The organism is Prauserella aidingensis (genome assembly GCF_024171865.1).
Lineage (GTDB): Bacteria > Actinomycetota > Actinomycetes > Mycobacteriales > Pseudonocardiaceae > Prauserella > Prauserella aidingensis.
In genome coordinates this window covers 76,437-90,884 of record NZ_JAMTCN010000012.1, presented here as the reverse complement: position 1 = coordinate 90,884, position 14,448 = coordinate 76,437, and the positions used below count along the sequence as shown (strand labels likewise).

At 70.5% G+C, this 14,448-nt stretch carries 15 protein-coding genes; 10 read left to right on the top strand and 5 right to left on the bottom strand.

Annotation, left to right across the window (positions count from 1 at the left end; all coding sequences use genetic code 11):
- Nucleotides 1–75: 75 nt before the first annotated feature.
- Nucleotides 76–1,206 carry an alkaline phosphatase family protein gene (locus tag LY13_RS14190; RefSeq protein WP_253828896.1) on the top strand — a complete coding sequence of 377 codons (1,131 nt, stop codon included), beginning with the start codon at nucleotides 76–78 and terminating at the stop codon, nucleotides 1,204–1,206.
- 88 nt (nucleotides 1,207–1,294) lie between these two features.
- Here the strand turns inward: LY13_RS14190 and soxR are convergent, their stop codons facing one another.
- The 3 genes from soxR to LY13_RS14175 form a co-directional block, all read right to left on the bottom strand.
- A complete protein-coding gene (gene soxR, locus LY13_RS14185) occupies nucleotides 1,295–1,762 on the bottom strand; it encodes a redox-sensitive transcriptional activator SoxR (RefSeq protein ID WP_253828895.1) in 468 nt (155 codons plus the stop codon).
- Nucleotides 1,763–1,930: 168 nt separating this feature from the next.
- Entirely contained in the window at nucleotides 1,931–2,746 is an 816-nt protein-coding gene (locus tag LY13_RS14180) for a sugar phosphate isomerase/epimerase family protein (RefSeq protein WP_253828894.1), read from the bottom strand.
- Entirely contained in the window at nucleotides 2,743–3,906 is a 1,164-nt protein-coding gene (locus LY13_RS14175) for a DUF993 family protein (protein ID WP_253828893.1), read from the bottom strand. The genes LY13_RS14180 and LY13_RS14175 overlap by 4 nt, the downstream gene beginning before the upstream one ends.
- A gap of 12 nt (nucleotides 3,907–3,918) precedes the next feature.
- On the opposite strand from LY13_RS14175, the gene LY13_RS25680 reads away from it, so the two are divergent.
- Nucleotides 3,919–4,047 carry a hypothetical protein gene (locus LY13_RS25680; protein ID WP_301298950.1) on the top strand — a complete coding sequence of 43 codons (129 nt, stop codon included), beginning with the start codon at nucleotides 3,919–3,921 and terminating at the stop codon, nucleotides 4,045–4,047.
- Nucleotides 4,048–4,157: 110 nt separating this feature from the next.
- Here the strand turns inward: LY13_RS25680 and LY13_RS14170 are convergent, their stop codons facing one another.
- Entirely contained in the window at nucleotides 4,158–5,195 is a 1,038-nt protein-coding gene (locus tag LY13_RS14170; RefSeq protein ID WP_253828892.1) for a LacI family DNA-binding transcriptional regulator, read from the bottom strand.
- A 202-nt stretch (nucleotides 5,196–5,397) separates the two neighbouring features.
- Between LY13_RS14170 and LY13_RS14165 the strand changes: the two genes are divergently transcribed.
- The 7 genes from LY13_RS14165 (at nucleotide 5,398) to lpdA (ending at nucleotide 12,404) form a co-directional block, all read left to right on the top strand.
- Complete coding sequence (locus tag LY13_RS14165) at nucleotides 5,398–6,279, top strand: ABC transporter permease (RefSeq protein WP_253828891.1); 882 nt, start codon at nucleotides 5,398–5,400, stop codon at nucleotides 6,277–6,279.
- 39 nt (nucleotides 6,280–6,318) lie between these two features.
- Nucleotides 6,319–7,341 (top strand): ABC transporter substrate-binding protein, encoded by a 1,023-nt coding sequence (locus LY13_RS14160; RefSeq protein ID WP_253828890.1) that lies wholly within the window; start codon nucleotides 6,319–6,321, stop codon nucleotides 7,339–7,341.
- 90 nt (nucleotides 7,342–7,431) lie between these two features.
- Complete coding sequence (locus LY13_RS14155; RefSeq protein WP_253828889.1) at nucleotides 7,432–8,208, top strand: ABC transporter ATP-binding protein; 777 nt, start codon at nucleotides 7,432–7,434, stop codon at nucleotides 8,206–8,208.
- A gap of 100 nt (nucleotides 8,209–8,308) precedes the next feature.
- On the top strand, nucleotides 8,309–9,463 hold the full coding sequence (locus tag LY13_RS14150) for a Gfo/Idh/MocA family protein (RefSeq protein WP_253828888.1): 1,155 nt from the start codon (nucleotides 8,309–8,311) through the stop codon (nucleotides 9,461–9,463).
- Between the two features lie 24 nt (nucleotides 9,464–9,487).
- Nucleotides 9,488–10,438, top strand: a complete 951-nt coding sequence (locus LY13_RS14145) for a threonine ammonia-lyase (RefSeq protein WP_253828887.1) — start codon at nucleotides 9,488–9,490, stop codon at nucleotides 10,436–10,438.
- Between the two features lie 51 nt (nucleotides 10,439–10,489).
- Complete coding sequence (locus LY13_RS14140; RefSeq protein ID WP_253828939.1) at nucleotides 10,490–10,894, top strand: nitroreductase family deazaflavin-dependent oxidoreductase; 405 nt, start codon at nucleotides 10,490–10,492, stop codon at nucleotides 10,892–10,894.
- A 109-nt stretch (nucleotides 10,895–11,003) separates the two neighbouring features.
- Entirely contained in the window at nucleotides 11,004–12,404 is a 1,401-nt protein-coding gene (lpdA, locus tag LY13_RS14135; protein WP_253828886.1) for a dihydrolipoyl dehydrogenase, read from the top strand.
- A gap of 230 nt (nucleotides 12,405–12,634) precedes the next feature.
- Here the strand turns inward: lpdA and LY13_RS14130 are convergent, their stop codons facing one another.
- Nucleotides 12,635–13,075: a pyridoxamine 5'-phosphate oxidase family protein gene (locus LY13_RS14130; RefSeq protein WP_253828885.1), complete on the bottom strand. Its 441-nt coding sequence runs from the start codon at nucleotides 13,073–13,075 to the stop codon at nucleotides 12,635–12,637.
- Between the two features lie 82 nt (nucleotides 13,076–13,157).
- Between LY13_RS14130 and LY13_RS14125 the strand changes: the two genes are divergently transcribed.
- The gene (locus LY13_RS14125; protein WP_253828884.1) at nucleotides 13,158–14,081 is read left to right on the top strand and encodes an AraC family transcriptional regulator; all 924 of its coding nucleotides are present in this window, start codon (nucleotides 13,158–13,160) and stop codon (nucleotides 14,079–14,081) included.
- Nucleotides 14,082–14,448: the final 367 nt, after the last annotated feature.

The following is a 14,448-nucleotide window of genomic DNA, read 5'->3' as shown; positions in this document are numbered from 1 at the left end:
GCACCGCCGGGCCGGGGAGTCGGATACGCGCACGGCGGACGGTTTATCGCTGGCGTGGTGGCCGGGGTGGCCGCGATGCTGGGCGGTATGGATCATCCGCACCTGTCCCGCGTCGTGCCGACCATGCTGGCCGCGTCGGGAGTACCCGGTTACGAGCGGTCGATCCCGGAGCTGCCGGACGCGTCACGGGCGTGCGTCCTGCTCATCGACGGCCTCGGCTGGGACCTCCTCCACGAGCACGCCGACTGCGCGCCGGTGCTCCGAGAGCTGTGCCGCAGGCCGTTGCGGGTCGGGTACCCGGCCACCACCGCGGCCGGTTTGGCCGCGATCGGCACAGGTGGCACCTCGGGTGAGCACGGCATGGCCGGGTACAGCTTCGAGGTTCCGGGCACGGGTGTGGTGAACGCGCTGCGCTGGTGCCGGCACCCCGGCGGGCCCGACCTGTCGGAGGAACTCGCCGCCGGGGACGTGCAGCCGCTGGCGACGACGTTCGAACGCGCCGCCGCGGCGGGTGTGACGACGAGCGTGGTCTCGGCGGCGCAGTTCGACGGCTCACCACTGACCCGGGCGGTGCTGCGGGGCGGCCGGTACGTCGGCGTGCACGCGCTGGGCGACCTCGCGATGCGGGTCACCGAGGCGCTGCGGCCCGAGCGCGCGTTCGTCTACGGCTATCACAGCGAACTCGACATGCTCGGCCATCTGTACGGGCCGGGGTCGGTGGCGTGGCGGATGCAGCTGCGCCAGGTCGACCGGCTGGTGGAGTCCGTGGTCGAAGGCCTGCCGCAGGGGGCCGTCCTCGCCGTCGTCGCCGACCACGGCATGGTGCGGATCGGGGAGACCGTGGACGTCGACGTGACTCCGGCCCTGCGGGACGGCGTCCGCGCACTCGGCGGGGAGGTGCGTGCCCGGCACGTGTACACCGAGCCCGGCGCGGCCGACGACGTGCTGGCGGCCTGGCGGGAGACCCTCGGCGAGCGTGCCTGGGTCGTGCCGCGGGACCAGGCCGTCGCCGACGGCTGGTTCGGACCACACGTCGACGACCGGGTGCGGCCACGGATCGGCGACGTCGTCGCGGCTGCCCGGGACCGCTACGGCATCGTCAGCGCAGCGGCAGAACCCGGCGAGACGTCGTTGACGGGCCACCACGGCTCGTTCACGGAGGCGGAACAACTCGTCCCGCTGGCCGTGGCCGACACGGTGGGATGACCCCGCTGACACGCACCCCGTGCGGCGAGGAGGGGCCGGACACAGAACCCGCGGCGCCGAGTGCAGGACATGCGCGGCGGGGTGAGGCCTACTCGATGCCGCCTTCGCCTGCGGGTTTCAACAACGGTGCTCCGGGGCCGAACTGGGCGAGCCGGTCGTCGACATTGTGGAGGCCACAGGTTTTCAGGGACAGGCAGCCGCACCCGACACAGCCCGTGAGCTGATCGCGGAGGCGCTGCAGGGCGTCGATGCGGGCGTCGAGCTCGTCGCGCCAGTCCCGGGACAGCCGTGCCCAGTCGGCCTTCGTCGGCGCGTGGTCGTGGGGCAGGGTGTCGAGCGCGGAGCCGATCTCGTCGAGACTGAGCCCGACCCGTTGCGCGGCGCGGATGAAGGCGATGCGGCGCAGGACCGACCGTGGGTACCGTCGTTGGTTGCCGCTGGATCGCTGCGACGTGATGAGTCCGCGGTCCTCGTAGAACCGCAGTGCGGTGTGCGGCACGCCGCTGCGCTGAGCGACCTGCCCGATCGTGAGATGATCGGCGAGCCTGGTGGTCACCCCGCCACGGTATCCGAACCCACGCCTCGACTTCCACCTAACTCGAAGTCGGCGCGTGGGTTCGGATACGGCGGCGGAGCCGCTCGCCCGAGTACGCGTGCCGCGACGACAGGCCGCCGCGGCACGCGTACCCCGCGGGGCACACCGGACCCCCGTGACGTCACGGCGTCACCGTGGGGCCACGTGTTCCTCGTAGGCGGTGATCACCTGCCGCAGCACCTCGTCGCCCGGCTGTTGCCACAGGTCGGCGTCGAACACCTCGACCTCGACGGGCCCGTCGTAGCCCGCGGCCTCGACGCAGGACCGGAGCCTGCGGTGGTCGATCGGCCCGGTGCCCGGCAGCGACCGGGCCATCAGCCCGTCGGTGATGGGAACCTGCTGGTCACAGACGTGGAAGCCGGCGATCCGCCCCGCGGCCTTCGCGATCGACTCCTCGACTCGGGGGTCCCACCACACGTGGAACTCGTCGACGATCACGCCGACCGCGTCGGACGGGTGTTCCTGGGCGATCTCCAGCGCCTGGTCGAGCGTCGACAGCACCGAGCGTTCGGCGCACTGCATGGGGTGCAGCGGCTCGAGCGCGAGCCGTACGCCGCGCTCCCTGGCGTACGGGGCGAGTTCGCCGACCGCATCGGCGACGCGCTGCCGGGAGGCGAGCAGGTCACCGCCCGCGATCCCGCCGACGACGAGCACCAGCACGTCCGCGCCGACGGTCGCGGTCTCGTCGATCGCCTCGCGGGTCATGCCGACGCCGTCCACCGCGGCTCCCTCCGGCGTCACGCCCGTGAAGAACCCGCCGCGGCACACCGACGAGGCGCGCACGCCGTGCTCGGCCAGCAGCCGCGCGGTCTCGGCGGCACCGACCTCGGCGATCTTGTCCCGCCACAGGCCGATCCATTCGACACCCTGGTCGGCGCAGCCGCGCACGGCCTCGGGGAGGGACCAGCGCTTCGTGGTGATCTGGTTCAGGCTGAGCCGGTTCATGCGTGCACCCCCGCGGCGGCGAGCAGCGAACGCATCCGGGAGACGGCGAGTTCGGGGTCGGCGAGGAGCCCGGCCCGGTCGGCGAGCCGCAGCACATCGGACAGGTGCGTGATCGAACGCGCCGATTCGAGGCCGCCGACCATGCGGAAATGGTCCTGGTGGCCGTTCAGGTAGGCCAGGAACACGACGCCGACCTTGTAGTGCGGGGTCGGGGCGCGGAAGATCTCGCGCGAGAGCGGCACGGTCGGTGCCAGCAGCTCGTGGAAGCGGGCCTGGTCGCCGTCGTCGAGTGCGGCCAGCGCCGCGCCCGCGACCGGGGCGATCGGGTCGAAGATGCCGAGCAGTGCCTCGCTGTGTCCCTGGGCGTCCCCGGCGATCAGCTCGGGATAGTTGAAGTCGTCGCCGGTGTAGCAGGCGACGCCCTCGGGCAGTGCGCGCCGGAACTCGCGCTCCACGTCGGCGTCCAGCACCGACACCTTCACGCCCGCGACGGTGGAGGAGTGTTCGGTGCACAGCGCGGCGAGTTCGCGGGCCGCGGCGCGCACGTCGGAGTGTCCCCAGTAGCCGGCCAGCGCGGGATCGAACGGTTCGCCCAGCCAGTGCAACAGCACGGGACCGTCCGCGGCGGACAGCAGCTTGCCGTAGGCGTCGCGGTACAGCTCCGGCCCGTCGGCCGCCGCGGCCAGGGCGCGGCTCGCCATGACGACCGGCACGGCACCTTCCCCCGCGACCAGGTCGAGCTGCTCCTGCCACGCGCCGACGATGTCGTCGGTCGTCGCCGGGCCGGCGGGCAACTGGTCGGTGCCGACCCCCGCGACCCACGGCCGGTTGCCTGCGCGCGCGGCCGCGCCCGTGCGGCGGATGAGTTCCTGCGTCGCCCGCCAGTCGAGGCCCATCCCGCGCTGGGCGGTGTCCATCGCCTCGGCCACCCCGAGTCCGCACGACCAGAGGTGCTCGCGGAAGGCGAGCGTCGTCTCCCAGTCGACGGCGACGACGTGCGTCGGGTCGTCGGGGGAGAAGGGGTCGGCCACGACGTGCGCGGCCGCGTAGGCGACCCGCGAGGTCGGCGGGGTCGCCGCGGCCGGTGGGCGGACCGGCGTCCCGGACGGGGACCACTGTTCGAGCGTGCGGTCGCGCGACGGAAGCAGCAACGAGCTCATGATCACTCCTTTGTGGCCGGACCTGGCCACGGATTCGACGCGGAAGGCTCCGGACTCGGGCACCCGGTGGACGAGTCCGGCGGTGCCGTGGTGGTCACCGCCGGGCCGGAGACCGTCGCGGTGACGCTCGCCGACCTGTGACGTCCGCTCGTCCGGGACGTCCGATCCCCTGTGATGCCTGCTGAAAGCGCTTGTAGAAAGCGTTTTCACACACCATAAACGCCGTCGCCGCACGCGACAAGACGGCCGCGTCAGGCGCAGTCGATCGGGCGGGTGCTCTCGCGAACCACGACCGTGCCCGGCATGCGCAGGATGCGGCTGCGCTTGCCGCGGTTGTCCCGGACCGCCAACTCCATGACCTTCTCGCCCAGCTCCTCGAGGGGCAGCGCGACGGTCGTGAGTGGCGGAGCGAGGTCGCGTACCACGGGAATGTCGTCGAAACCGGCCAGCGAGATGTCCTCGGGTACGGACCGGCCCGCCTCGCGCAGCGCGGCCAGCGCACCCATCGCCATCACGTCGGTCACCGCGAACACGCAGGTCGCGTCGAATCCTCGCGCGAGCAGTTCGGACATCGCGGCGTGTCCCCCGTCGCGGGTGAACGCCGCCTCGACGATGTCGTGCTCGGCGAGCTCGACACCCGCTTCCGCGAGACCCTCCCGGAAGCCGCGGATCCGGTCGACCACGGTGGTCAGGGCGCGCGGTCCGGCGAGCACGGCGAACCGTCGGTGCCCCTGCGCCGTGAGGGTCCGGGCCAGCTGGGCCGCGCCTTCCCGGTTCTCCGGCTGCACGCTGTCGACACGCAGCGTGCGGTGCCTGCTGACGACCGCGACCTGGCCGCCGCCGCGCTGGTACGGCTCGATCTCGGCCGCGAGTGCCCGCTCCCACTCCCTGTCCTCGAATCCCGAGCCGACCAGCAGGATCGCCGAGGCACGCTGGGCGCGGAGCATCGAGATGTAGGCGATCTCGCGCTGCGGGTCGCGGAAGGTGCTGGCCAGCATCACCAGCAGGCCCGCCTCGTCGGCGGCGCGCATGACGCCGCGGGAGATGCCGGCGAAGTAGGGGTCGCTGACGTCGTGACAGATGACGCCGACCGTGCGGTGGGCGCCGCCGGCGAGCGCCTGGGCGTGCGCGTTCGGCGTGTAGGCGAGCTGCTCGGCCGCTGCCAGCACGCGTTCCCGCAGGTCGGAGCGCACTTTCGTGGTGCCGTTCAGTGCGCGGGATGCGGTGGCGAGGGAGACCTGCGCCTCCCGTGCGACGTCCTCGAGCGTGACGTGCGGCCGATCGTCCATTCGCGACTCTCCCTGCTCGTTCCTTGAGCACCGATCAGGGTAGGCCCTCCGGTTCGGCGCTCGACGCTTGACCGGTTCTGTCCGATCTGCATACGCTGTCCACATCCTAGCGTGAAAGCGCATTCAGAAAGCGCATTCACACAACGTGTGCCGGGTCTCGATCAGGTTCTTGCACGACACGTTCGACGGTGAACGGAGGGTCATGGTCACGCACACACAGTCCGCACGGGCCGGGCAGCGGGAGCGAGCGGGCGAAGCCTCCGGCGTCGCCGAGCGCAGCGGTCCCGGCCTCGGGCAGCGGCTGGGCGGGTTCCTGGAACGCTCGTGGCGGCCGTTCGCCCTGCTCGCGGCGTTGTTCGTCGCGTGGTGGGGTGTCACGGCGGCCGAGTTGGTCGAGCCCTACCTCGTGCCGTCGCCGGGCAACACGTTCGACGCCATCGCGGTGCGCCCGGAGTACTTCTGGGAACACACCTGGACCACGACGTACGAGACGGTCCTCGGATTCGTCATCGCGATCGCGGTCGGCGTCATCGCGGCCGTGGCCATGGTGCAGTCGTCGACTCTCGAGAAGACGCTGTACCCGCTGCTGCTGTTCGCACAGGTCATCCCGAAGATCGCCATCGCGCCGCTGTTCGTCGTGTGGCTCGGATTCGGTCTCGGGCCGAAGATCCTCGTCGCCGTGCTGATGGCGTTCTTCCCCGTCGTCATCTCCATGGTCACGGGCCTGAAGTCCGTCGATCCGGAGATGCTGCAACTGTCGTCGACGATGGGGGCGAAGTCGGGCCAGACGTTCTGGAAGATCCGGTTCCCGGCGTCGCTGCCGCACCTGTTCTCGGGACTGAAGGTGGCCGCGACGATGGCCGTCACCGGTGCCGTCGTCGGCGAGTTCGTCGGTGCCGACGCCGGTCTCGGCTTCGTCATCCTGCAGGCCAACGGCAATCTCGACACCCCGGTGCTGTTCGCGGGCCTGCTGATCATGTCGCTGCTCGGCGTGCTGCTGTTCGTGATCGTGGAATGGCTGGAACAGCTGCTGCTGCCCTGGCACGCGAGCCGCCGCGACGAGGGCGCGAGCACGACCCTCTGACCCGTACCCACCCACAGCCCAGTGAGTCGAAGGAGAGCAATGAAGCTACGTGCACTCACCGCAGGCACCGCCGCCACAGCACTGCTGCTGGCCGCAGGCTGCGGCGGATCGGAAGGCGAGACGGTCACCAACGCCGAGGGCGAGCAGCTGGACAAGGTCACGCTCACCCTGAACTGGTACCCGTACGGCGAACACGCGCCGTTCTACTACGGCAAGCAGCAGGGGATCTACGAGGAACACGGGATCTCACTGGACATCCGCGCAGGCCAGGGGTCGCAGAAGACGGTGCAGGCCACCGCGGCCGGGCAGACCGACTTCGGGTGGGCGGACACGCCGGCCCTGCTGGCCGGTGTGTCGCAGGGACTCGACGTCAAGAGCATGGGCGTCTACCTGCAGACGACGCCGTCGTCGGTGCAGTTCTTCTCGGAGCAGAACATCTCCGAGCCCGCCGACCTCAAGGGCAAGACGGTGGCGAGCACCGCGGGCGACGCGTTGACGAACGTCTTCCCGTTGTTCCTCGAGGCGAACGGAATGTCCGAACAGGACGTCGAGGTGCAGAACACCGACGCCGCCGGGAAGATGGCCGCGGTGATGCAGGGGCAGACCGACGCGCTGCTCGGCTACGCCACCGACCAGGGTCCGACCATGCAGGAGAAGTCGGGCAAGGAGGTCTCGTACCTCCGCTGGGCCGAACACGGACTGAACTTCTACAGCAACGGCCTGCTCACCGCGCAGGAGGTGCTCGACGACCGCGGTGACCTCGCTCAGCGCATGGTGGCCGCGACCACCGAGGCGTGGGAGCAGGCGGGCGAGGACCGCGAGGCGGCCGTCGACGCCATGGAAGGTGCGTCCGAGCAGCTGCCGTCGAAGCAAGTGCTGACCGAGCAGTTCGGCGAAACGCTCGAGCTGCTGCACACCGACGCCACGGAAGGCGAGCGGCCCGGGGTCAACACGCCCGAGGACTGGAAGAAGACCATCGACATCTTCGCCGATGCGGGTGTGATCGAGGAGGCCGGCGAGCCCGGCGAGTACTGGAACAGCGACGTCGCGCCCAAGGAGTGACGGCGATGCGTGGCGGGCGCACACGACGCGCCCGCCACGCCCCGAGGACAACCGCCACCCGAGAACAGGTCCGAGGAGTGGGGAAGGCACATGGCTGGCTACGCGGTCGAGATCGACGACGTCACGGTGCGGTTCCGCAGTAAGAAGCGTGACGTGACGGCGCTGGCCGACGTGACGATGCACGTGGAACCGGGAGAGTTCGTCTCCATCGTCGGGCCGTCGGGATGCGGCAAGTCGACACTGCTCAAGCTGTCGTCGGGCCTGCTGCCGGCGTCGAAGGGCGACGTGCGGCTGTTCGGCGAACCGGTGAACGGGCCGCGCAAGGACATCGGCTACGTCTTCCAGAAGGCGGCGCTGCTCGAGTGGCGTTCGGCCCGCAAGAACATCCTGCTGCAGGCGGAGATGCGGAAGATGCCTGCCAAGGAGGCGGCCGCCCGCGCCGACGAGCTGATCGAGATGACCGGCCTGACGGGCTTCGAGGACGCGCTGCCGCACGAGCTGTCCGGCGGCATGCAGCAGCGCGTCGCGCTGTGCCGAGCGCTGCTGCACCGGCCGCCCGTGTTGCTGATGGACGAGCCGTTCGGCGCGCTCGACGCGCTCACCCGTGAGCAGATGAACGTCGAGCTGCGGCGCATCTGGCAGGAGACGGGAACGACCGTCCTGCTCGTGACGCACTCGATCGCCGAGGCGGTGTATCTGTCCGATCAGGTCGTGATGATCTCCGCGCGGCCGGGCACCGTCGCCGGTGTGGTCGACGTGAACCTGCCGGTGGAACGGGACTACGGCCCGACGATGGCCGAACCCGAGTTCGCCAAGGCGACCCGGCACATCCGCGACCATCTCGGCGCTGCCACCGCGGCCGAATAGCCGGTCCCCGCCGGGACATCCGAAGAAGCCTCGGGCGACCGCGGGCCGCGCGTGCGGCCGCGGGCGTTCGGCCCCGCACGTCAACCTCAGAAAGGGCGTCATGGTCAACGAACTGCGATCCGTCGGGATCGTGATGAACGGTGTCACGGGCCGGATGGGCTACCGCCAGCACCTCGTCCGGTCGATCCTGGCGATCCGCGAACAGGGCGGACTGTCCCTTCCGGACGGAACACTGCTGTGGCCGGAGCCGATCCTCGTGGGCAGGAGCGAGTCGAAACTCGCCGCCATCGCGAAGGAACACGGCCTCGACCGGTGGACGACCGATCTCGACGAGGCACTCCGCTCGGGTGCCGAGATCTACTTCGACGCGCAGGTCACCAGCAGGCGCGCCGAAGGCGTCCGCAAGGCCGTCGACGCGGGCATGCACATCTACACCGAGAAGCCGATCGCCGAGGACACCGAGGGCGCACTCGAACTGGGCAGACTGGCCAGGGATGCGGGCGTGAAGGTGGGTGTCGTGCAGGACAAGCTGTTCCTGCCCGGCCTGCGCAAGCTCAAGCGCCTCGTCGACGGCGGGTTCTTCGGCGAGATCCTGTCGGTGCGCGGCGAGTTCGGCTACTGGGTGTTCGAGGGCGACTGGCAGGAGGCCCAGCGTCCGTCGTGGAACTACCGGGCCGAGGACGGCGGCGGCATCATCGTCGACATGTTCTGCCACTGGCGTTACGTGTTGGAGGACATCATCGCGCCGGTGCGGTCGGTGCAGGCCCTTGCGGCCACGCACATCCCCAAGCGCGTGGACGAGCAGGGCAGGACGTACGAGGCGACCGCCGACGACGCGGCGTACGGCATCTTCGAGCTCGGCGGCGGCGTCGTGGCACAGCTGAACTCGTCGTGGACGACGCGGGTCTTCCGCGACGAACTGGTCGAGTTCCAGGTCGACGGCACCGAGGGCAGCGCCGTGGCAGGGCTGCGGCGCTGCCGCGTGCAGCACCGGGCGATGACGCCGAAGCCGGTGTGGAACCCGGACCTGCCCGCCACGGAGGACTTCCGCGGCCAGTGGCAGGAGGTGCCCGACAACGGCGAGTTCGACAACGGCTTCAAGGTGCAGTGGGAGATGTTCCTGCGGCACGTGGCCGGTGACGAGCCGTTCCCGTGGGACTTCCTCGCCGGTGCGCGGGGTGTCCAGCTCGCCGAGCTGGGCCTGCGGTCGGCACGCGAGGGCCGCCGGGTGGAGATCCCGACGCTGTCGCTGTAGCACCGGGCGGGCAGACTGCGGGGTATGCAGCTCGTTTCACTCGACGACATCCGAACCGCGGCCGACCGGGTGCGTGGTCAGGTCCTGCGTACCCCGCTTCTGCCCGCACCGTGGGCGGACGCGGATCGCCCGTTGTGGCTCAAGCCCGAGAACCTCCAGGCGACCGGCGCCTTCAAACTCCGCGGTGCCTCCAACGCGCTCGCGGCGCTGGACGAGCGCACCCGGCAGAAGGGCGTCGTCGCGTACTCGAGCGGCAACCACGCGCAGGCGGTGGCCCGCGCGGCGCAGCTGCTCGGCATGCCCGCGCACATTGTCATGCCCGACAGCACGCCGCAGGTGAAGGTCGACGGCACACGCCTGTACGGGGCCGAGGTCGTGCTGGTGCCGATCGCCGAGCGGGAGTCGACCGCCCATCGGCTGGTCGACGAGCTGGGGGCCGTGCTCGTGCCCCCGTTCGACCACCCCGACATCATCGCGGGCCAGGGGACCGCGGGCCTGGAGATCGCCGAGGACCTGCCGGACGTCGAACTCGTGCTCGTCCCGGTCAGCGGCGGCGGGCTCGCCTCCGGCATCGGGACGGCGGTGACGGCGCTGTGCCCGAACGCCACCGTGATCGGCGTCGAACCGGAGCTCGCCGCCGACACCGCCGACGGGCTGCGCGCGGGCCACATCGTCGAATGGCCCGTCGAGGACCGCGGCAGGACGATCGCCGACGGGCTGCGGGCGCAGCCCTCCGAGCTGACGTTCGCGCACCTGCAGACCGTCCTCGACGGCGTCGTCACCGTCTCCGACGACGAGATCCGTGAGGCCATGCGTGTCCTCGCCACGCGTGGCCGGCTGGTCGCCGAACCGTCCGGAGCGGTGCCGCTCGCCGCCTACCTCCACCGGTCGGGTGAGTTGCCGCGCGGTCGGACCGTCGTGGTCGTCTCCGGCGGCAACGTGGACCGCGCGACGCTCGCCGACGTCCTAGGCTGAGGAGGGAGCAGACCCAGCCGACGCATGACGAAGGGGCAGGCGATGAGTGACGTGCTGTTCGGTGACGAACACGTCCAGAAGTACGAGGAGACCGACGGCGAGGTCGGCCACGTGTGGCAGAACGGCGCACCGACGCTGGTCCTGACCACCACCGGGCGCAAGACCGGTGAGCCGCGCAAGTCGGCGCTGATCTACCAGACGCACGGGGAGTCGTACGTCGTCGTCGCCTCCAACGGCGGCGCGCCGGACAACCCCGGCTGGTACAAGAACCTCGTCGCGGACCCGAACGTGAAGGTGCAGGTCGGCGCCGAGAAGTTCGACGCCGTGGCCCGTACCGCGAGCGCCGACGAGAAGGCCGAGCTGTGGCCCGTGATGGCAGCCGTGTGGCCCTCCTACGACGACTACACCGCCAAGACCAACCGCGACATCCCCGTGGTACTGCTCGACCCCGCCTGACCTGTACGAACGCTCTGCCGGGTCTGCGGTCGGCCCGGCAGAGCGACCCACGTCACGCCCGCGGCCGGGGTGGCGGCGACGTGGTGTGGTCCGGGGCATAATCGCCGCCATGAGCGAACACTTCGACGTTGTGGTCCTGGGTGCCGGTCCCGGCGGGTACACCGCCGCCGTCCGAGCTGCCCAGCTCGGGTACGACACCGCCGTCATCGAGGAGCGCTACTGGGGCGGTGTGTGCCTGAACGTGGGCTGCATCCCGTCGAAGGCGCTGCTGCGGAACGCGGAGCTGGCGCACCTGTTCACGTCCGAGGCCAAGACCTTCGGCATCCAGACGACCGGCGAGGTCACCTTCGACTACGGCGCGGCCTACCAGCGCAGCCGCAAGGTCGCCGACGGCCGCGTCAAGGGCATTCACTACCTGATGAAGAAGAATGCCATCACCCAGTTCAACGGCCGCGGTTCGTTCACCGGCCCGAACTCCATCGACGTGCGGCGCGCGGACGGCGAGACCGACACGGTCACGTTCGACCACTGCATCATCGCCTCGGGTGCCAGCCCGAAGTTGCTCCCCGGCACGCAGCGCAGCCAGAACGTCGTCACCTACGAGGAACAGATCCTCGCCGAGGAGCTGCCGGACAGCATCGTCGTCGCCGGCGCCGGTGCGATCGGTGTCGAGTTCGCGTACGTGCTGCACAACTACGGCGTCAAGGTCACCATGGTCGAGTTCGCCGACCGCATGGTGCCCGGCGAGGACGAAGAGGTGTCGGCCGAGCTGGCGCGCCGGTACCGCAAGCTCGGCGTCGAGGTGCTGACGTCCACGAAGGTCGAGTCCATCGAGGACAACGGCACGGGCGTGCGGGTGACCGTGTCGAAGAATGGCCAGCAGCAGGTGCTCGAGGCCGACAAGGTGCTGCAGGCCATGGGCTTCGCACCGAACGTCGAGGGCTTCGGGCTGGAGAACGCCGGCGTGCAGCTCACCGAGCGCGGCGCGATCGACGTCGACGGCCGCGGCCGCACCAACGCGGGGCACATCTTCGCGATCGGTGACGTGACGGCGAAGCTCATGCTTGCCCACGCCGCCGAGTCGATGGCCATGATCGCCGCGGAGACCATCGCCGACGTCGAGACGATGGAACTCGACTTCCGCATGATCCCCCGCGCGACGTACTGCCAGCCGCAGATCGCCTCGTTCGGGCTCACCGAACAGCAGGCGCGCGACGCGGGCCACGACGTGCAGGTGCAGAAGTTCCCGTTCACCGCGAACGGCAAGGCGCACGGCCTCGCCGAACCGGTCGGGTTCGTCAAGGTGATCGCCGACTCCGCGTACGGCGAGCTCCTCGGCGCCCACCTGATCGGCCCGGAAGTCACCGAACTGCTGCCGGAACTGACCCTCGCGCAGCAGTGGGACCTGACGGTGCACGAGGTCGCCCGCAACGTGCACGCCCACCCGACGCTCGGCGAGGCCGTCAAGGAGGCCGTCCACGGCCTCGCCGGCCACATGATCAACATGTGACGGTCGCGAACCGCGGCCGGGTGCGCGAATGCCACCCGGCCGCGTGTCCTGCACCCGACCCCGCGTGTTGCAGTTCCAGGGGCCCGTGTTGCGCCTTCGCGGGCCCGTGTTGCGGTTTCCCGGGGCCGTGTTGCGCCTTCGGGGGACTGTGTTGCGTTCCGGGGAGCGAATATGCCCCGTCGACGGCCGTCGCTTCTCGCGGCGTGGGGTGCGGTTGCGCCCGGGAGTCGTCACCCGGCCACGCGGCGGACGGACGCGGGGTGGACCGCGATCCGCAACCAGTCCGCCGTGCGCATCTCGGCGAGCTGGGCGGCGCGCGCGGGGTCGTCGAGGTCCCAGTACCGGGCGGCGAGGCGTTCCAGCAGCGCGTGCGCGCCCTCGGACGCGAGCGTGACCGGGCCCGCCACCGACACCCAGTGTTCGGGCTCGCCCACCGGTGAGGCGACGACGATCGAGGCGCGTGGATCCTGCCGCAGTCGCCGTACCTTCGGTGCGTCCGGGTCGGTGAACAGCTGGATCGTGCCGTCGTCGGCCGCCTCGAACCACAGCGGTCGGGGCTGCGGTGGGAGTGGTCCGGCCGCAACGGTGAAGAACCCCTGCAGTGGGCGGCGGAGAAACGCCAGGTCGTCGGCCGTCAAAGACGATGCGGGTGACGCGGTGTCCATGCTCATGTACCCCAGTGAAGCCCAATCGTTCGGACGATCCCATAGATAGAACGCCGAATCGCCTGTGTATTCGTCTACTGTCGGCGGGGTGGATGTCTTCGACGATCTGATCCGCGGCGTGCGTGCACACGGATCGCTCTTCGGCAGCTCGGTCCTGACACCGCCGTGGTCGTTGCGGTTCGTGGACGGTGCACCGCTGACCTTGTGCACGGTGCTCGGCGGAGCGGGGTGGATCGTCCCGGACGGCGGGCGGCCGGTGCCGCTGCGTGATCGCGACACGGTCGTCGTCCGCGGTCCGGAGCCGTTCGGCTTCGTCGACGACGTCGACACCGGCGCCGAGCCGGTCGACTGCGGGCAGCATTGTGCAGTCCCCGGCGAGGGCGGAACACGGCATCGCCGCGGGTGGCACGACACCGGCGAGGGCGGCGTGACGTTGATCGTCGGCGCCTATCCGGTACATGGCGAGATCAGCCGCACGCTGCTGGAAACACTCCCCGACGTGTTGCGTGTGGACGGTGGCGGTACCGGGGACGGTGTGCTGGACCACGTCGCGGACGAGGTGTCGATCGACCGGCCGGGCCAGCAGGTCGTCCTCGACCGACTGCTCGACTGGATGCTGGTCTGCACGTTGCGCGAGTGGTTCGACCGGCCCGACACCGACCCGCCTGCGTGGTGGGCGGCGCAGCACGACCCGGTCGTCGGCGAGGCGCTGCGGTCGATCCACGCCGACCCTGTGGCGCCGTGGACGGTCGCCTCGCTGGCGGATCGCGCTCGCGTGTCGCGTTCGACCCTCGCACAGCGATTCGCCGACATCATGGGTGAACCGCCGTCGACGTACCTCACGCGGTGGCGGATGACGCTTGCCGCGGAGTTGTTGGTCGAGCGGAGTTCGGCGACGATCGCCGACGTTGCGCACGCGGTCGGCTATTCCGATCCGTTCGGGTTCAGTGCGGCGTTCAAGCGGGTCCGTGGCGTCAACCCCAGCGAGTTCCGGCGAGCGGCGACCGACTGACCCGTGGCGGCGCAGTGACGAGCGGTGGCGAGCAGGCCGACGTCCGTCCCGCCCGCGACGTCGCGTGCCGGGGTGCAGAACATGCGATGTTGGATGCAGGGCACGCGCACCCCGACGCCCTGTGAATCCGCAACACGCGCCCCGGGATCCGCAACACGGTCCCCGAGAGCACAACACGGCCCCCGAGAGCACAACATGGCCCCGTGAATCCGCAACACGGTCCCCGGAGAACGCAACACGCGCCCCGGAATCCGCAACACGGGCACCGGAACCTGCAACACGACGGGCCCCGGGGATCCGCAACACGCGGGCTGGTTGACACCTCGGCTCAGTGGGTAGCCGTGCCGGGCAGATTCCGCCATCGGTA

What these genes read in the sequence shown, in the direction of transcription:
- LY13_RS14155 (WP_253828889.1), top strand. Translation starts at nt 7,432, where the DNA reads ATGGCTGGCTACGCGGTCGAGATCGACGACGTCACGGTGCGGTTCCGC.
- LY13_RS14165 (WP_253828891.1), top strand. Translation starts at nt 5,398, where the DNA reads ATGGTCACGCACACACAGTCCGCACGGGCCGGGCAGCGGGAGCGAGCG.
- lpdA (WP_253828886.1), top strand. Translation starts at nt 11,004, where the DNA reads ATGAGCGAACACTTCGACGTTGTGGTCCTGGGTGCCGGTCCCGGCGGG.
- LY13_RS14150 (WP_253828888.1), top strand. Translation starts at nt 8,309, where the DNA reads ATGGTCAACGAACTGCGATCCGTCGGGATCGTGATGAACGGTGTCACG.
- LY13_RS14180 (WP_253828894.1), bottom strand. Translation starts at nt 2,746, where the DNA reads ATGAACCGGCTCAGCCTGAACCAGATCACCACGAAGCGCTGGTCCCTC.
- LY13_RS14175 (WP_253828893.1), bottom strand. Translation starts at nt 3,906, where the DNA reads ATGAGCTCGTTGCTGCTTCCGTCGCGCGACCGCACGCTCGAACAGTGG.
- LY13_RS14170 (WP_253828892.1), bottom strand. Translation starts at nt 5,195, where the DNA reads ATGGACGATCGGCCGCACGTCACGCTCGAGGACGTCGCACGGGAGGCG.
- LY13_RS14160 (WP_253828890.1), top strand. Translation starts at nt 6,319, where the DNA reads ATGAAGCTACGTGCACTCACCGCAGGCACCGCCGCCACAGCACTGCTG.
- LY13_RS14190 (WP_253828896.1), top strand. Translation starts at nt 76, where the DNA reads ATGCTGGGCGGTATGGATCATCCGCACCTGTCCCGCGTCGTGCCGACC.
- LY13_RS14145 (WP_253828887.1), top strand. Translation starts at nt 9,488, where the DNA reads ATGCAGCTCGTTTCACTCGACGACATCCGAACCGCGGCCGACCGGGTG.
- LY13_RS14130 (WP_253828885.1), bottom strand. Translation starts at nt 13,075, where the DNA reads ATGAGCATGGACACCGCGTCACCCGCATCGTCTTTGACGGCCGACGAC.